Genomic DNA, 16,426 nt, shown 5'->3' with positions numbered 1-16,426 from the left:
ATTTAAATTTGGGTATTTTAATTTTTTCTTAATTGATGTTCGCCTTGGACTAACTTCCAAATTCCTAAACCAAAAAGTAATATTGCAGGTATGCTTATGCTTCCTTTGATAAGTAAAAAAATATTAATTAAAATAGAAACAACCAGTAATACAATACCAATTGTTATATTCTTTTTTCCTTTTTCTCTTAATTTATTTTTTACTTCATTTAAATAATTGGAGTCAACATTAAAGTTTTCTTTTAAATCATTATCTATTGTTTCTTTTGATTCTCCTTCAAGTTTTTTAGATTCAATATAGTTTACAATTATATTTTCTTGTGACTGTTCTTTCTTTATAACATCAAACATATCTATGCCCATTGTATTCAGCTTAAATTTGATATTTTCAATAGATTCTCCAGCTTCTAATTCTTTTTTAATATAATTTTCAGGATCAAAATTGTCTCTTAATTCTTGCTCGTTCTTTTGGTTTATAAGGTGTTTGGTTATTTTAGAAGCTTCCTCTAACTCATTTCGTTTAATTAACTCTTCTTGTAGTAAAACAATAGCTTCAGGTTTTAAACCGTCTATTTCTTTAGCAATGTTTAATAGTTTATCGGTAGTGAAAACTGAATAATTTTTACTTATTTCGTTTAAGTTAGACATTGTAATACGGTTGTTTTTTGGTTAAGAATTTGAGATCCTAATTTTAAAATGAATTATGTGATTTTTTTGGATATAAATTGTCTAAATATAGAGTTTATTAAATGGGAGGGAGACTTTTTAAAATAGTCTCTTTTTATTTAAAACGTTGTATTGTTTATAAATGTTGTTACTTTATTATTTTTTAATCGCAATACTCTATTCCTTCTCTGCTTACCCATCCCTTTTTACCATTGGGGTATTTAAACCTAGCGTAATTTTCTATATAGTCACTTAAATATTCATATTTAGGAGTTAGACCAATATACGGGTAGTACGTAACTAAATTATTTTTTTCTAAAAGTAGGTGAGTTCCTTTTTTTGGGGTGATGTTATTATAATTAAAAAGAATACTATTTTCTTCTTCTTTTATGTCCCAAACGCCAAACGTTTTTTTCTTTTTAACAACAATATAACTTGGTTTAAGTGGCTTGTAAAAACCGTTATAATACCAATAATCTTCAGCACTAATTTCTGTTGTTTTATTATTAACAAACCTTACTTTTTTAAATTCTTTAGGTAGCTGTATTGTAGTAGTTGTAATATCTGATAATAGGTAATAGCTTAATTTTTCTCTGTATTTGTCTGCTTTAAATATTTTTTTTAATAAAAATAAATCTTCAAGCTCTTTGTCACGAGCAAGATTCTCTATCTCCTTAAGTTTTAAATATTTTTTATCCTGATTTATACTTTTAACATCGTATTCTAACATACTCATAGTCATAATAGATTGAGTAGAGTCATTAAAAATGTCAAGTTTTTTACGGCTTAATTCTGTGTATTTGGTTAGACTAAAAGATTTGTGTCTGACTTTAAGAATTTTATTTTTAAAAGTGTAATATGTTGTACTCGTATTTGGATCACTATCATTACCCCACATAGTCCTTTGCTTTGTAGGTTTATCATAAGTAGCACCTAAAGAGTCTATAAAATACATTTTATTTTTTGCACCTATAACTTGATGATATATGGTTGAGTATGGGTAAAATGACTTTATATTTTCACATAATAATTTTCCTTTTAAATTATATAATGATGTTTGATCTAATTTGAAAACGGCGGCTATACTGCCATAAATTTTAAGGGAATCACAAACATTATCAATAATTTTTTTACCATTTAGAGTAACGCCTATTTTAGAATTAAGGACATCAAAACTAATATTTGGGTTGTAATAATTAATGTCGTTAACTATTTCGTTATCAATTAAAATAAGAGAGTCTCTGTAGGCTTTTCTTGTTTGAGTATATGTGTAATTCTTATAGTAATTCCAATCAACTTTATATTTATTATTGTTCTGTTTTACAACTAAAGCCTTATAGTTTGTATCCTGTTCACCAGATCTGCCAAAAAGAATAATCATAGGTATTTTATGAAGTACTTTAAACTTATAAGTGCCTAAAGTTTTTTTTCCGGATGCGTTAATGGTGATGTAGTACTTGTTGTTTACAAAATAGATGTCACTTTTAGAATTGCTTGCACCTTGTTGGGTTATTGTGCTATTTATAAGTTCGTTGGCGGTAAAACTAGTGTCTACGTTGCGAAATAGAATATTGTCCTTAAAAATGTGTTTTTCAATCTTTTGATAAACAGATTCCTGGTCTTGGGCAGCTATGGCTAAATGAAAAAATAATAAAAAAAATAAGGGTAATTTATTCATTCTTAATTCTGCATATTATTCTTACTCCTTAAAAAGTACTTCTTTAAACGTATTTTGGTTATCCTCTGTAATTGGTGGTAGCTCTAGATGAGCGTGACCTTCATCAAACATTTTACCAGTCACTTTTTTAACCTTATACCATGATTCTTGCGTTTCAGATACAACACTAATGTTGTAATGGTCTTTTTTTTCTAAAATGCGCATACTACCATTAAAATTGGCTATATCTGCGTAATTAAAAGAGTCTATGGCATTACATATAAACGCTATGTTTTTTTTAATTGATTCTGTTTGTAAATAATAAGGTGTTTTTTCTTGAGTATTATAACCTGCAGGATTAGCAACGGTGCTTTTGTAACCAGATCCAGTAGTTAAATTTACACCAACATGGTCATAAAAAACAGTATTTAATGGCAAGTACATAACAGGATTAGAAAAAGCAACATAAACCTCTGTGCCGTTACTTTGTACGCTAGTTTTAGAAAAATTTTCTAAGCTTACATTTTTATCTACTAAAGGCAGAGCTAGCTTAATAATAGAATCTCTACCTAATTCTATCAATTGCTTTACTTCTTTAGTCATTTTTAACTTGTTTGTTTTTTGGGCATAACTAGCAGAAGAAATAAGAGTAATTAGAATTAAAATTGATGAAAATTTTATTTTCATAAAACTCTATTTTAAAAGACCTATTCCAAACGGACTTTCTGCATCTTCTGAGTAATCTCTAAAAAATCCCCATCTGGTTTTGCTAGTAATATTTTGCTTTTTAGCTCCACCTTTAAATCCATCATTACAGTCAACATCAAATGAAATAGCTATTAATTCATTATTCTCATTAAAATCAAACGACTTATAAGTAAGAGTAATTCCGTTAGAAGCTAATTTCTTCTTTATATTAATTAAATCATCAGGCTGTAAATTACTATTAAATATAATTTCAATTTTTAGTCCGTTTGGCTTTGTTTCAGAATTTTTTTCATTAGTGTTAAACGCACTAAAGGTTACAAATAATAGTAGAATTGGTAATGTTTTTAATAGGTTTTTCATAATAATTATTTTTTTAAAATTTAAAAAATATGATAATACACACTAGTATTAAAGGCGTGTGCAACGGTTATTTTTATTAGTTATAGCAATTACTCACCAACTAGTCCTAATTCTTTCTTTATGTCTGTTCGTTTAGATAATACAGTAGGATTTACACTCCATTTACCAGCAATCTCCATAACTAACATTTCATCTGCATAGGTTAAATCTTGTCTTTCAAAATATGCTTTATTCTCAGCATCTTTAGAGAAAGAATTAAACAGAGTTAATTGGTCCTCGGCATTAGTTGGTTGTCCAAACACTTTAATGTTTTCCATACTTTCTCCAAGATACGAATAAATCCGTTCCATTTTTCCATTCTTAGACTTCATCCAACTATGGTATTCTACTACTCGGTTGGTACCAAAGAATTGAGCTTCTCCAAACTCTGCACTTAAATAATCTAAGAGAGTTTCTAAGGCAGCCATATTTTCTTTGTTATCTCCTTTGTTTACCAATCTATTTCCGGTAATTAAGGTCCATTCTCCAATTTGCGGAGTAATGTAAATTCCGTCCTCATAAGCTGTTTTAATACCACTTTTCCAATTTGCCGGTTTAATGCTTTTTAATTTAATAATTTCAGCAAGTCTTTTTTTCTGATTTGTTTTTACTGCAATCCAAACCATCTTGTATCCAAAATCTAAAGGATTATCTATAGTGTCAGAAACAGTTAGTGCTTTTTGTTTATTGTGAAATTCAGAATTTACACCAGTCTTTTTAGCATACCAAACAGAAATTATAATCAGTAAAACGACTCCAATGATAATTAAAAACTTCATTTTTTTGTGTTATAGCAAGTGGTTAGTATTATAGTTGGTATAAGAAATTAGTATTTAACTTAGATTAAATGTCAAAAATTATATCAATTAAGATCATTATTGCCTGTTTTTTTTATTCTAAAAGCACATATCAATACCCAAGTTAAAATTAATAATTCAATAACTCGTTGGTATAGGCCTAAAAAATCTGATTGAAGGTTAGAAAATAATAAAAAAACAGAACCAGCACTTAGAGTACCTAAAATAATAGATGAAAAAGAAAGAGCCTTGTATTTAGAGAATTTTGTTAAACCAATACCTGCTATAATAATGCTTATAGGAACAATAGCATATATTAATAAGGCTGATAAATTATGTATTACTTGCGAAATACTTGGGTTTATAAATTCGGGATTGCAACCGCTATCACAAGCAAATATAGACGTTACAATAGTTCCAATACCATAGAATACACCAACACCCAAAAATCCAGTTTTTATTAATTTAGAAGAAGGGAAATACTTAATTGCAGCAAAGCAAAAAATAGTAAATAAGATGCCACTAGGTATGTAGCCTAAGATTCTTAACCATAATCCATATTCTGTATCTACCGCATAAGTTTCACTTATGTATTGGCTAGTAACACTGTAATCATCAATTAATAAACCTCCAATAAGGGCGCTACTTATAAATATGATTGTGGCTAATACACCTATTAAATATACTGTTTTGTTACTCATTTATTATTTTTAAATTGTTGGTAAGGCACTTATGTATAAAATTTAGTAGAGGTAATAAGTACTATAGTTTTGGTTTGTAACTTAGCCAAAAATAAATATTATGTATTGGGTTTAAATAGCTAATTTCACAAAGGTTAATTTATGTTTAAAGCGGCACTAACTTCAGGTATTACAATTATATAGTCAAAGCCTTTTAATGTTTTTAGCAATACCTTATTGTCTATTTTTATTTTGTTAGAATTTACACCTTTTAAAATTTTAGATGTGTTAAACAAGTGCCATTCTTTTCCTTCTGTATTTTCAAAAAACACACTATAATGTTTTAAATCTTTGCTGTTTAAATCTATTTTTTGAACTTCCTTACTAAAAGGAATTCCTTGTGTTCCATTTTTGCCTATTATCATTACATGTAAAGAAGAGTCAAAATTTGCATCAGTTATATTAGAAACAAAATTACCAATGTCATAACCACCCAATATACTCTCGCCTTTATTTATATGAATTGCTCCATATTTAAATAAATTTTTATGTTCTTTTAAAAGTTCAATATTTTTGAAAACATTATTTTTCATTAATTGAATTCTTAAATAGTGATTTTGTGTAATATATATTTCTCTAGATAACTTTAAATCTTTTACAATCAGTTTTTCTTCTAAACTTAATTTAAGTGTTTCAAGTTTTTTAAGGTTTTGTTCAAACTTTTCAGAAAAAAAATAGGGACCTCCTTTTTTATTTATAAATAATTGAAAATGTTCATCAGACCTCTTTTTTATATCTTCATATATTGTTTTAGCAACTTCATTCTTTGTTATCTCAAGTAATTTTATTGCCATTAGTTTATCTGCAGTTAACATAATTTGGTCTGTGCCAATTATGTTTGTATTAGCTTGGACTAAATCTTTTAGCATATTAAATTCAGGTACCATAGAATAAAAAGAAAATGAAAGATTATTACTTAGGTCACTTACATATTGTGTAAGTTCATTTTCATTTAAGGTATGTATCTTTTGTTCAATTATTTTTGCAGAATAAGGATCTATTTCGCAAAAAAAGTTGTCAAATTTTACTTGTGATGTTGCTTTAGAGATAAATAAAGGAATTTCATTAAAGAAATGATCTTCACCAATTAGAACATTCTTGTGTTCTTTTATTTGACCCAATATTTCTTCCCATCCATCTCCTTTAAACTGATTATCCTGATAATGAAAAGTTGAAGTATTTTTCTTTATTATTTCGGAGAGCGTTTGCTGAGAATATGCATTAAATAGTGTAAATAATAATGCAATAGTTAAGTATAAGTGTTTCATGTGTTAGTTTATTCATAAGACAATTAACTAGCTAAAATGTTACAGTATATTTTTGTTAATTGTATTTTGTATAAACGTAGCGTGTAAAAAGACACTCATAAAGGTAGCAGAAAAGAAAATAGGATTAATGATGTAATCTTCTTCATAATTGTGTAAAACCACCTAATAATCTCAATGTATTACGTTTGTTCTTCCCATATGCTATAAACACATGCACTTAGGTTTTAAGCTTTATTTTTTTATAGTTTATGAATATTTTATTCGCTTCACAAAAGCAAATAAATGTAATAGTTCTTTTTTTTTGTTATAGTTGATAAAGCGTACATTTTTAAAAACAAAAAATCCAGAGAAGCTAGCTCCTCTGGATTTTGTAATTAAAATTATTAAGCTGTACTAAGTACAGTGTTATGCTTAAAAGGCGTAGCGTTGTGGGCCACCTCTTCTAATTTCTTCATTAGCGTAAGACTCAAACTTGGCAAAGTTTTCGCGGAACGCGTTAGACAATTTAAAAGCAGTTTTGTAGTATGCTTCATCATCATTCCAAGTTGTTCTTGGGCTAAGTACTTCTGTAGGTACACCTGGGCACTCTCTTGGTTGTGCAACACCAAATACAGAGTGTATGTGGTATTTATCATAAGAGTATAAACCTAAATCGCCATTTAATACAGCATTAATCATAGCGCGTGTGTACTTTAATTTCATACGTGTACCAACACCGTAAGGTCCGCCTGTCCAGCCAGTATTAACCAACCATACATTAACACCTGCTTCTTGCATTTTTGCACTTAGCATTTCTGCATATTTAGTTGGGTGTAATGGCATAAAAGGTGCGCCAAAACAAGCAGAAAAAGATGGTACCGGCTCTACAACCCCAGCTTCTGTACCTGCAACTTTAGCAGTGTAACCAGATATAAAGTGGTAAGCAGCTTGTGCAGGAGTTAGTTTAGATATTGGAGGCAGTACACCAAAAGCATCTGCTGTTAAAAAGAATATATTTTTAGGGTTAGTACCTATAGATGGTTCTTGTATGTTCTCTATATTATAAATAGGGTAACTAACTCTTGTGTTTTGTGTAATAGAAGTGTTTGCAAAATCTACAACACCTTTATCATCCATTACAATGTTTTCTAAAATGGCACCTTTTTTAATTGCACCAAAAATTTCTGGTTCGTTTTCTGCAGATAGGTTAATTACTTTAGCGTAACAACCACCTTCAAAATTAAAAACAGAATTTTCATTTGTCCAACCGTGCTCATCGTCACCAATTAATTTTCTGTTAGGATCTGCAGACAGGGTAGTTTTACCTGTACCAGATAAGCCAAAGAAAATAGCAGTGTCACCATCTTTACCAACGTTTGCAGAACAGTGCATAGGCAATGTGTCTTTGTAAACAGGTAAAATAAAGTTTAACGCAGAAAAAATACCTTTTTTAATTTCTCCTGTGTAACCAGTACCACCAATTAAAGCAATTTTTCTTGTAAAGTTTAAAATTGCAAAATTGTGTTGGCGTGTACCATCTACTTCTGGGTCTGCCATAAAACCAGGGGCATTAACAACAGTCCATTCTGGATCAAAGCCATTTAGCTCTTCTACAGTTGGTCTTAAAAACATGTTGTAAGCAAACATATTAGACCAAGGGTACTCGTTAATAACTCTAATGTTTAACTTGTAATCTTTATCAGCGCATGCGTAAGCATCTCTAACATAAAGTTCTTTTTCGTTTAGATAATCAATCACTTTGTCATAAAGTGCATCAAATTTATCTGGTGCAAAAGGAATGTTAATATCTCCCCACCAAACTTTGTCAGCAGTTACATCATCCTTTACAATAAATCTATCCATAGGAGATCTACCTGTAAATTCGCCAGTATTAATTGCTAAAGCTCCAGAAGAGGCTTCTTTACCCATATCTTTTTCCAAAGTTATTTTGTGCAATTCTGACGGAGATAATTGATAATTAATGTCAGTGCTTGTAATACCATATTCCTCCAACGAAATCGTTTTCGTGTCTGGACTATAAGTGCTCATAGTTTTAGTTTTAATGTTAATGCAAAGCTAAAAAAAAAATACAGTTATATGGTTTAATTATCAAATGTTTAGTTAAAATGTTTAAAAATGCGATAACCTAATAAAAACCATCCAATTATTAAAAATAATCCACCAATTGGAGTTGCAAAAGCAATAGATTTTGCATTAAATCCTAAAATAGTATCAATACTTAAAACATATATAGAGAAGCTAAAAAGAATAATACCTATTACTAAAACGTAAAAAATTGGTTTCTTTTGCTTTGCTGTAAGCTGCGGTATTAGGCCTAAAACAAGTAAAAGCAAGGCGTGATACATTTGGTATTGAGCTCCGGTTTTGTATGATGCAATAGACTTGGCATCTACTAAATTTTCTAATCCATGAGCACCAAATGCACCAATGATTACAGCTGTAAAACCAAAAAATACTCCTGTACTTAAAATTGTTTTGTTCATAACAAAAAACGTTTGTAAATTTATAAATGTAACAAAACTGATGTTTTCATCAGTATCACTATCAAAAGTAATAAAACATATGTTAAGACAAATACTTGTATTGGGAGCCGGAAAATCTACAGCTTATTTATTAGATTATTTACTTGGTAAGGCAAAAGAAGAAAACTTACATATAACTATAGGAGACCTACAACCGCAAAATATAGCTCCAAATATTGCAAACCACAATGCGTGTACAGTTGTTGGTTTAGATATTTTTAATATTGAAGAGAGACAAAAGCTAATACAAAGTGCTACTATAGTAATATCTATGCTGCCTGCTAGTTTACACATATTAGTAGCTAAAGATTGTGTTGGTTTTAAAAAGCATTTAGTTACAGCATCTTATGTTAGTGATGAGTTAATGGGCTTAGATAAGCAGGTTAAAGAAAATAAACTTGTTTTTATGAACGAGATAGGATTAGACCCTGGTATAGATCATATGAGTGCTATGCAAATTATAGATAATATTAGGGAGCAAGGCGGTAAAATGTTGTTGTTTGAGTCTTTTACTGGTGGTTTAGTAGCGCCAGAGAGCGATACTAATTTATGGAACTATAAGTTTACTTGGAACCCAAGAAACGTTGTTGTTGCGGGTCAAGGTGGTGCAGCAAAATTTATACAAGAGGGTACTTATAAATACATACCTTATAACAAACTGTTTAGAAGAACCGAATTTTTTAATGTAGAAGGTTTTGGTAGGTTTGAAGGCTACGCAAACAGAGACTCTTTAAAATATAGAGAGGCTTATGGCTTACAAGATGTACTTACTTTATATAGAGGAACAATGCGCAGAGTTGGTTTTTCTAAGGCTTGGAATATGTTTGTAGAACTAGGAATGACAGATGATAGTTATACTATTGAAAACTCTGAAAATATGAGTTACAGATCGTTTACCAATTTGTTTTTGCCATATTCACCAACAGATTCTGTGGAGCTTAAATTGCGTCATTACCTAAAAATAGATCAGGATGATGTTATGTGGGGTAAGTTACTAGAGCTTCATATTTTTGATGATTCTAAATTTATAACTTTAAAAAATGGTACTCCTGCTCAAATATTACAACAAATTTTAGAGCAAAGCTGGACGTTAGATAAGGATGATAAGGATATGATTGTGATGTATCATAAATTTGGCTACACACTTAACGGAGAACAAAAACAAATAGACTCTAACATGGTTGCCTTGGGTAAAAACCAAACGCATACTGCAATGGCAAAAACTGTTGGTTTGCCAGTTGCCATAGCAACCTTGCTAATTTTAAATAATAAAGTTAAAAATTACGGTGTGCAAATACCTATAACTAAAGACATTTACGAACCTATTTTAAACGAGTTACAAGAGTATGGTATTGTGTTTAAAGAATATAATACAGAGTATAAAGGGTATAATTCTACAGTAGAACATAGTTAGCATTTAAAGCTATATTGGTATATTTACGGTTAATTTATAACTAGACTTATGAAATTTGATAACGATAGAATAAAAATTGACGGAATAGACAAGAAAATTATAAGGTATCTAATGCAAGATGCTCGTAAGCCTATTTTAGAAATTGCTCGTAAAATAGGAATTTCTGGTGCTGCAATTCACCAACGTTTACGTAAGTTAGAAACGTCCGGACTTATGTCTGGTTCTAAGTTTGTTATAAACCCTAAAGTTTTGGGCTATACCACAATGGCATATATTGGTATTTTTTTAGATAAAGCTATGAGTAACCCAAGTGCAGTTAAAGAGCTAGAGAAAATTCCAGAGGTTTTAGAGTGTCATTATACTACGGGTAACTGGTCTATTTTAATAAAAGTTTTGTGTAAAGATAATGAGCACCTTATGCAGGTGTTAAATAAAGAAATACAACAAATACAAGGTATTTCTAGAACAGAAACCTTTATATCATTAGATCAGCAAATAGATAGGCAAATACAGATATAATTGTAGCTATTTATGACAAATGTTCTAGTTTTAAACTCATTTTAATAGTAAATTTGCGGCGTGAAACAAACGTTACTCATAATAGCATTTATTATATGTCTTAAACCAATATTCCCGTTTATGGAGTATGTGGTTAATTATGATTATATCTCTAAGGTTTTGTGTATAAATCAAGACAAGCCAGAGTTAGAGTGTAATGGTAAGTGTGCTTTAATGAAATCTATAGAGAAGTCTACCCAGGAAGAGCACAATGAGCAAGGTGTTGTAAAATCTGAGTTTCAGTTGTTGTTTCATCAAAATAGTGAAGATCTTTTTTTGAGTTCACAATCTACTTTAGAAAAAAAATCGAAAATACTTTCTGCAGAGAGTACCTATAACTACAAATCGGTTTTTGGCCTTTTACGTCCTCCTATTTCTTAAATTTTATTAGTTAAGCTTCGTATTAATGTGATTTTTCAGTCTTTGTAAAATCATAATTTCTTTGTGTTGTTTATTATCAACCTAAAGCTTAACAACGCCGCTGTTTATTTTTTTAAAAAAGTCAATACTCCCATTTCGTTTTATAGAAATATGGTGCTGTAATATGATTTTTTTAGAACTAAACGCACAATAAAATCATACAAAATAGAATAAGAAATAAGTAAAAGTTTAAAATGAAAACAAATTTTTTAAAATCGATAGTAGTAAGTTTTAGTTTAATAGCATTAGCATCTTGTTCGTCTGATGATGACGGAGAAATGGATAATGTAAATCCAGGACAGGTTACTTTAGAGTTTGATAGTGGCTTTGCAGGAAATGAGTTAACACTAGGAACAGCTAATACAGCAAATGCAAACGGTGAGGCTTTAACGGTATCTCGTTTAAACTACATAATAAGTAACATTGTTTTAATAGATGAAGACGGTATGGAGTATTCATACCCAAAAGAAAATAGTTACTTTATTATTAGTGAAGATTCTAATGATGAGCTTGCTGATAATACAGAAATAGTTTTAGAAGGTGTGCCAGCAGGTACATACAAAGCTGTTAAGTTTGGTATTGGTGTAGATAAAGAAAAATACGACCAAGGTTTAAGTGGGGCAGGAGATTTTTGGGATGCTGCTAGTGAGTATGATATGACATGGTCTTGGGCTTCTGGTTACAAGTATATCAATTTTGAAGGAGCTTATACATCTGGTACAACTACAGATGAAAATTTTAAAGTTCACTTGGGTAGAGCTAGTGATGAGGTTACTAATTATGCAGAAACAACTATAGAGGTTCCTGCAGGTTCTGCAATTATTGTAAATGAAGATATGGCTCCAGAAGTACATATTATTACAGATGCAAATGCACTTTTAACAGCTAAAGAAGCAGTAAGTTTAGAGGCTTATGGCAATGCAATTATGGGTGGCGAAGGTGCTGTAAAAGTAGCGGCTAACGTACCATTAGTTTTTAAGGTAGATCACGTACATAATAATGAAGCTGGTAACAGTAGTCATTAAAATTTAATAGTGTGTTACGGGCCTGGTTTTAGTTTTGGTTTTAGCTGGGCTTGTAGCTCCTATTTTTATTTAGTTGATATGAAGAAAATTAGTTTCTTTTTAGCTTTGTTAGCTGTTGTGGGTTGTCAAAATAATGACGATGGTTACACCAATGTTTCGGTAGAACTAGAGGTGCCAGCTCATTTTCCGAAGGTAACGTACAACTTAACTAACAACCCGTTAACAGAAAACGGAATAGAGCTTGGTCGTAAATTGTTTTATGATGGTGCAGTATCTTCTACAGGTACAATTTCTTGCGGATCTTGTCATGAACAAAAATATGCATTTACACATCACGGACATACATTTAGCCATGGCGTAAACGATTTAGAGGGAACAAGAAACACGCCGCCTGTGCAAAATATGGCTTTTTTAGAAAATTTTGCCTGGGATGGTGCAACTGGTCATTTAGACCTTTTTCCTGTAATTCCTATTACTACAGAGGTAGAAATGGATGAGACGCTAGAAAATGTTATAGAAAAACTGAAGAACAAATCTGGTTACAAAAAACTGTTTGCTGAGGCTTTTGAAGATGGAGAAGTGAATTCTGAAAACTTTTTGTTAGCATTATCGCAGTTTATGGTAACTATGATTTCTGCAGATGCAAAGTATGATAAGTACATAAATAAAGAAGTTCAACTAACCGAAGTGGAAGAACAGGGTTTAGCTCTTTTTGAGCAAAAATGTGCTAGTTGCCACGCTACAGCATTGTTTTCTGATGGAAGTTTTAGAAATAATGGCTTGCAACCTAATCCTAAATTAGATGATATAGGAAGAGGAAAAGTAACTGGTTTTGTGGCTGATAATTACAAATTTAAAGTGCCAAGTCTTAGAAATATAGCAGTAACAGCGCCATATATGCATGATGGGCGTTTTGGATCTTTAGAGGCGGTATTGGCTTTTTATAATGAAGGAGTTGTAGACTCAGAAACGCTAGATCCGTTGTTAAATAACAATGGTAATTTAGGTATTGCTACAACAGAGGATGAGAGGGTTGCAATTATTGCTTTTTTAAATACCCTTACGGATAATACCTTTTTAACAGACGAACGATTTTCAGAAAAATAGAATATGAAAAAATTAATAATAATAGCATGTCTATTGGTTGTGTGCAATGTGTTTGCCATACATAAAACGGAGCCAACAGATAGTTTGCAAACGGTGACAACTACAAAGCATTACATTTTTGAGGACTTTTGTGACACTTGTGGCTGTAGTGGTAATGGCGGTAGCATGGGGTTTGGTACTGGTTTAGATACTAATTTTGCAGGAGTGCGTTACATATCTCAAAGTTACCAATCTAGGGATGGTATTTTTAACGACTCTCCTTGGATAGATGAAAACTTTAATACACTACAGGCTTGGGGTAGAGTGCCAATTGGTAAGCGTTTTTTAGTAAATGCAATTGTGCCTTATCATTTTCATAATAGAGAGTTTGCAAACAAATCTTCTCAGAATATTAATGGTTTAGGAGATATAACAGTTTTAGGTTTTTACAAAATATTAGCAAAACAAGATAGTATTATGGTGGTTGGCCCACAACACTCTTTGCAAATAGGTGGTGGTGTAAAAATGCCAACCGGTAGTTTTGATAGAGCTAATAATACGGGCAGTGTAAACACCAGTTTTCAGCTAGGAACAGGGAGTTGGGATTATGTTACGGCAGTAAATTACGGACTTTCTCATAACAATTGGGGAATGTCTGCAATGGTAAATTATACTTTTAAAACAAAAAACTCTAAAGACTATCAGTTTGGTAATCAGTTAAATTATGGGTTAAACACTTATAAAACATATTACTTGTCTACTAATTTTGCGCTAACACCTGCAATTGGTGTTGGTGGTGAAAATTATAGTGAGGATGAGTCTTACAACTTAACGGTTTTAAATACGGGGGGCGATGTATTTTTTGGTAAGCTAAGCGTAGAGGCTAGTTATAAAAAGTACTCTTTAGGTGTTACAAGTATGTTGCCAATAGATCAGGATTTAAACAACGGAAAGGTTGAGGTTAAAAACAGGTTTTCATTGTATTTAAACATTAACATATAGCAAAGTAAAGTTGGGTGTAGTGAGCAACGCTAACTAGAGTTGGTTCTAATGGTTTGGGGAATTTTTTAGAGCAACATTATGCCCAATAAAAAAGGGTGTCTTTTAAAGACACCCTTTTGCTTTTTATGTACTGTAAATAGTTAATCTCTAGCAAATACTTGGTAAGCCCAGTATATTAAAGAGGCTAATGCACCTAAAGCAGCAACTAAATATGTTCTGGCAGCCCATTTTAAGGCGTCTTCAGCGCCAGCATATTCTTCTTGGCTAAGCATATTTTTATTTTTTAACCAAGCTAATGCACGGTTACTGGCATCGTACTCTACAGGTAAAGTAACAAAACTAAATAATGTAGCAAAACCCATCATTACCAAACCAGCAACTGCTATCCAAAATCCTACACCACCAGCAATACCAGACACTGCCATTAAAACAACGCCACCGTAAACTACCCATTGAGACATACTAGATGTTACACTAACAATAGGTACTAATTTAGAACGCATTGTTAGCCATTGGTATGCTGTAGCGTGTTGTACTGCGTGTCCGCATTCGTGAGCAGCAACCGCTGCAGCAGCTGCATTGCGTTGGTTGTAAACACCTTCACTAAGGTTTACTGTTTTATTTGCTGGGTTATAATGGTCTGTTAACATACCAGGAGTAGAAATCACTTTTACATCTCTAATGCCATTATCTGCTAGCATTTTTTCAGCTATTTCTGCGCCACTCATTCCGTTGCGTAATTGCACCTTAGAGTACTTTTTAAATTTGCTTTTAAGTCTATTGCTAACAATCCAGCTAACTAAAGCAACTGCACCAATAATAATATAATATGTATACATAGTTTGTGTTTTAAAAAATAAATATAACAATTAAAAAGCAAAAACCTCGCCAAATTTAGCGAGGTTTATTTTACTGACATGTGTTTAAGTTTATGCTAATGCTTCTTCCCAACCAAAAGCTTCAAGAATTTCATTGTAAACTATTTTACCTAATACAATGTTTAAGCCTTTATGTAAAGAGGCGTCTTTTTTACAAGCAGCTTCCCACCCTAAGTTGGCTAGTTTTAAGGTGTAAGGCAGTGTTACATTGGTTAATGCCATTGTAGAGGTGTAAGGTACAGCTCCTGGCATATTTGCAACAGAATAATGTACAACATCATCTATAATGTAGATTGGGTCTTCATGGGTAGTTGGTTTGGTAGTTTCTACACAGCCGCCTTGATCTACGGCAACATCTACTATTACAGTACCGGGTTTCATTTCTTTTAGCATATCTCTGGTGATAAGGTTAGGAGCTTTAGCGCCTTTTAAAAGTACACCGCCAATAATAAGATCATGTGTTTTAATGTGTTTTCTAATGTTAAACTCGTTAGAAAATTCTGTTGTAACATGTGGTGGCATTACATCATTAACATAACGTAAGCGTTTCATGTTTACATCTAGTATGGTGACGTGCGCGCCCAAACCAGCTGCCATTTTAGCAGCTTGTACGCCAACAACACCAGCGCCTAAAACCAAAACTTTGCCCGGAGCAACACCAGGTACGCCACCTAAAAGTACGCCCCTACCTTTAACTGGTTTCTCTAAGTATTTTGCACCTTGTTGTATTGCCATTCTTCCTGCAACTTCAGACATTGGAGTTAGTAGTGGCAAAGTGCCGTCATTGTCTTCAACAGTTTCGTAGGCAATACATATAGCTTTTTGCTTTATCATAGCTTTGGTTAATGCTTCACTAGATGCAAAATGAAAATATGTAAATAAAATTTGTCCTTCTTTTATAAGCTCGTATTCTTCTTCTATAGGTTCTTTAACCTTTACAATCATTTCACTCATTGCGTATACTTGTGCAATGGTGTCTAAAATTGCTGCTCCTGCTTGTTGGTAGTCTTTGTTGCTAAAGCCACTGCCTAAGCCTGCGCCAGATTGTACGTATACGGTGTGATTGTTTTTTGTTAACTCAAAAACTCCACCAGGTGTCATACCAACTCGGCTTTCATTATTCTTAATTTCTTGTGGGATACCAACAATCATAATTAACTATTTTAGATTTTGGTGCTAAATTAAATTAATTATTAAAATTATTTCTAATTAATTGATAAAATTAAGGGGTGCGTGGCTAAAATTATCATTTAAATAAAAAACACCCCTATAAAAATAGGGGTGTAT

17 protein-coding genes are annotated in these 16,426 nt (G+C 31.7%); 6 read left to right on the top strand and 11 right to left on the bottom strand.

The annotated features are described in order from the left end of the window. Positions 1-17 precede the first annotated feature (17 nt). The 9 genes from Q4487_RS12655 to Q4487_RS12615 all read right to left on the bottom strand — a co-directional run bounded on the left by Q4487_RS12655 (position 18) and on the right by Q4487_RS12615 (position 8,717). The gene (locus Q4487_RS12655) at positions 18-647 is read right to left on the bottom strand and encodes a hypothetical protein (protein WP_303542876.1); all 630 of its coding nucleotides are present in this window, start codon (positions 645-647) and stop codon (positions 18-20) included. Between the two features lie 181 nt (positions 648-828). Next, on the bottom strand, positions 829-2,343 hold the full coding sequence (locus tag Q4487_RS12650) for a hypothetical protein (protein ID WP_303542878.1): 1,515 nt from the start codon (positions 2,341-2,343) through the stop codon (positions 829-831). 21 nt (positions 2,344-2,364) lie between these two features. Continuing rightward, complete coding sequence (locus Q4487_RS12645) at positions 2,365-3,009, bottom strand: hypothetical protein (protein WP_303542880.1); 645 nt, start codon at positions 3,007-3,009, stop codon at positions 2,365-2,367. 6 nt (positions 3,010-3,015) lie between these two features. Further along, positions 3,016-3,390: a hypothetical protein gene (locus tag Q4487_RS12640; protein ID WP_100894787.1), complete on the bottom strand. Its 375-nt coding sequence runs from the start codon at positions 3,388-3,390 to the stop codon at positions 3,016-3,018. Positions 3,391-3,479: 89 nt separating this feature from the next. After that, positions 3,480-4,208, bottom strand: a complete 729-nt coding sequence (locus Q4487_RS12635) for a hypothetical protein (RefSeq protein WP_303542882.1) — start codon at positions 4,206-4,208, stop codon at positions 3,480-3,482. An 83-nt stretch (positions 4,209-4,291) separates the two neighbouring features. Continuing rightward, on the bottom strand, positions 4,292-4,927 hold the full coding sequence (locus Q4487_RS12630) for a DUF998 domain-containing protein (RefSeq protein WP_303542884.1): 636 nt from the start codon (positions 4,925-4,927) through the stop codon (positions 4,292-4,294). A gap of 134 nt (positions 4,928-5,061) precedes the next feature. Further along, a complete protein-coding gene (locus Q4487_RS12625; RefSeq protein ID WP_303542886.1) occupies positions 5,062-6,234 on the bottom strand; it encodes a hypothetical protein in 1,173 nt (390 codons plus the stop codon). A 411-nt stretch (positions 6,235-6,645) separates the two neighbouring features. After that, positions 6,646-8,262 carry a phosphoenolpyruvate carboxykinase (ATP) gene (pckA, locus tag Q4487_RS12620; RefSeq protein ID WP_100894792.1) on the bottom strand — a complete coding sequence of 539 codons (1,617 nt, stop codon included), beginning with the start codon at positions 8,260-8,262 and terminating at the stop codon, positions 6,646-6,648. 68 nt (positions 8,263-8,330) lie between these two features. Further along, entirely contained in the window at positions 8,331-8,717 is a 387-nt protein-coding gene (locus Q4487_RS12615) for a DUF423 domain-containing protein (protein ID WP_303542889.1), read from the bottom strand. 79 nt (positions 8,718-8,796) lie between these two features. On the opposite strand from Q4487_RS12615, the gene Q4487_RS12610 reads away from it, so the two are divergent. The 6 genes from Q4487_RS12610 to Q4487_RS12585 all read left to right on the top strand — a co-directional run bounded on the left by Q4487_RS12610 (position 8,797) and on the right by Q4487_RS12585 (position 14,261). Next, on the top strand, positions 8,797-10,170 hold the full coding sequence (locus Q4487_RS12610; RefSeq protein WP_303542890.1) for a saccharopine dehydrogenase family protein: 1,374 nt from the start codon (positions 8,797-8,799) through the stop codon (positions 10,168-10,170). Between the two features lie 48 nt (positions 10,171-10,218). Next, entirely contained in the window at positions 10,219-10,689 is a 471-nt protein-coding gene (locus tag Q4487_RS12605; RefSeq protein ID WP_100894795.1) for an Lrp/AsnC ligand binding domain-containing protein, read from the top strand. A gap of 120 nt (positions 10,690-10,809) precedes the next feature. After that, complete coding sequence (locus Q4487_RS12600) at positions 10,810-11,109, top strand: hypothetical protein (protein WP_100894796.1); 300 nt, start codon at positions 10,810-10,812, stop codon at positions 11,107-11,109. Positions 11,110-11,342: 233 nt separating this feature from the next. Continuing rightward, positions 11,343-12,173, top strand: coding sequence for an MbnP family protein (locus Q4487_RS12595; RefSeq protein ID WP_303542894.1), 831 nt, complete (start codon positions 11,343-11,345; stop codon positions 12,171-12,173). A gap of 78 nt (positions 12,174-12,251) precedes the next feature. Beyond that, positions 12,252-13,280 carry a cytochrome-c peroxidase gene (locus Q4487_RS12590; protein ID WP_303542896.1) on the top strand — a complete coding sequence of 343 codons (1,029 nt, stop codon included), beginning with the start codon at positions 12,252-12,254 and terminating at the stop codon, positions 13,278-13,280. Positions 13,281-13,283: 3 nt separating this feature from the next. After that, a complete protein-coding gene (locus Q4487_RS12585) occupies positions 13,284-14,261 on the top strand; it encodes a transporter (RefSeq protein ID WP_303542898.1) in 978 nt (325 codons plus the stop codon). A gap of 140 nt (positions 14,262-14,401) precedes the next feature. On the opposite strand, the gene Q4487_RS12580 is transcribed toward Q4487_RS12585, so the two are convergent. Beyond that, positions 14,402-15,100, bottom strand: a complete 699-nt coding sequence (locus Q4487_RS12580; protein WP_100894798.1) for a zinc metallopeptidase — start codon at positions 15,098-15,100, stop codon at positions 14,402-14,404. 90 nt (positions 15,101-15,190) lie between these two features. Continuing rightward, entirely contained in the window at positions 15,191-16,291 is a 1,101-nt protein-coding gene (gene ald, locus Q4487_RS12575) for an alanine dehydrogenase (RefSeq protein ID WP_100894799.1), read from the bottom strand. Positions 16,292-16,426 lie beyond the last annotated feature (135 nt).

It is taken from the genome of Cellulophaga sp. 3_MG-2023 (assembly GCF_030546975.1).
Taxonomy (GTDB): Bacteria; Bacteroidota; Bacteroidia; order Flavobacteriales; family Flavobacteriaceae; genus Cellulophaga.
This window is presented reverse-complemented; position numbering and strand designations above follow the sequence as displayed.

Coding starts and splice junctions, on each gene's coding strand:
- Q4487_RS12640 (WP_100894787.1), bottom strand. CDS start 3,390: ATGAAAAACCTATTAAAAACATTACCAATTCTACTATTATTTGTAACC.
- Q4487_RS12645 (WP_303542880.1), bottom strand. CDS start 3,009: ATGAAAATAAAATTTTCATCAATTTTAATTCTAATTACTCTTATTTCT.
- Q4487_RS12595 (WP_303542894.1), top strand. CDS start 11,343: ATGAAAACAAATTTTTTAAAATCGATAGTAGTAAGTTTTAGTTTAATA.
- Q4487_RS12605 (WP_100894795.1), top strand. CDS start 10,219: ATGAAATTTGATAACGATAGAATAAAAATTGACGGAATAGACAAGAAA.
- ald (WP_100894799.1), bottom strand. CDS start 16,291: ATGATTGTTGGTATCCCACAAGAAATTAAGAATAATGAAAGCCGAGTT.
- Q4487_RS12615 (WP_303542889.1), bottom strand. CDS start 8,717: ATGAACAAAACAATTTTAAGTACAGGAGTATTTTTTGGTTTTACAGCT.
- Q4487_RS12580 (WP_100894798.1), bottom strand. CDS start 15,100: ATGTATACATATTATATTATTATTGGTGCAGTTGCTTTAGTTAGCTGG.
- Q4487_RS12635 (WP_303542882.1), bottom strand. CDS start 4,208: ATGAAGTTTTTAATTATCATTGGAGTCGTTTTACTGATTATAATTTCT.
- Q4487_RS12600 (WP_100894796.1), top strand. CDS start 10,810: ATGGAGTATGTGGTTAATTATGATTATATCTCTAAGGTTTTGTGTATA.
- Q4487_RS12625 (WP_303542886.1), bottom strand. CDS start 6,234: ATGAAACACTTATACTTAACTATTGCATTATTATTTACACTATTTAAT.
- Q4487_RS12610 (WP_303542890.1), top strand. CDS start 8,797: ATGTTAAGACAAATACTTGTATTGGGAGCCGGAAAATCTACAGCTTAT.
- Q4487_RS12650 (WP_303542878.1), bottom strand. CDS start 2,343: ATGAATAAATTACCCTTATTTTTTTTATTATTTTTTCATTTAGCCATA.
- Q4487_RS12590 (WP_303542896.1), top strand. CDS start 12,252: ATGAAGAAAATTAGTTTCTTTTTAGCTTTGTTAGCTGTTGTGGGTTGT.
- pckA (WP_100894792.1), bottom strand. CDS start 8,262: ATGAGCACTTATAGTCCAGACACGAAAACGATTTCGTTGGAGGAATAT.
- Q4487_RS12655 (WP_303542876.1), bottom strand. CDS start 647: ATGTCTAACTTAAACGAAATAAGTAAAAATTATTCAGTTTTCACTACC.
- Q4487_RS12630 (WP_303542884.1), bottom strand. CDS start 4,927: ATGAGTAACAAAACAGTATATTTAATAGGTGTATTAGCCACAATCATA.
- Q4487_RS12585 (WP_303542898.1), top strand. CDS start 13,284: ATGAAAAAATTAATAATAATAGCATGTCTATTGGTTGTGTGCAATGTG.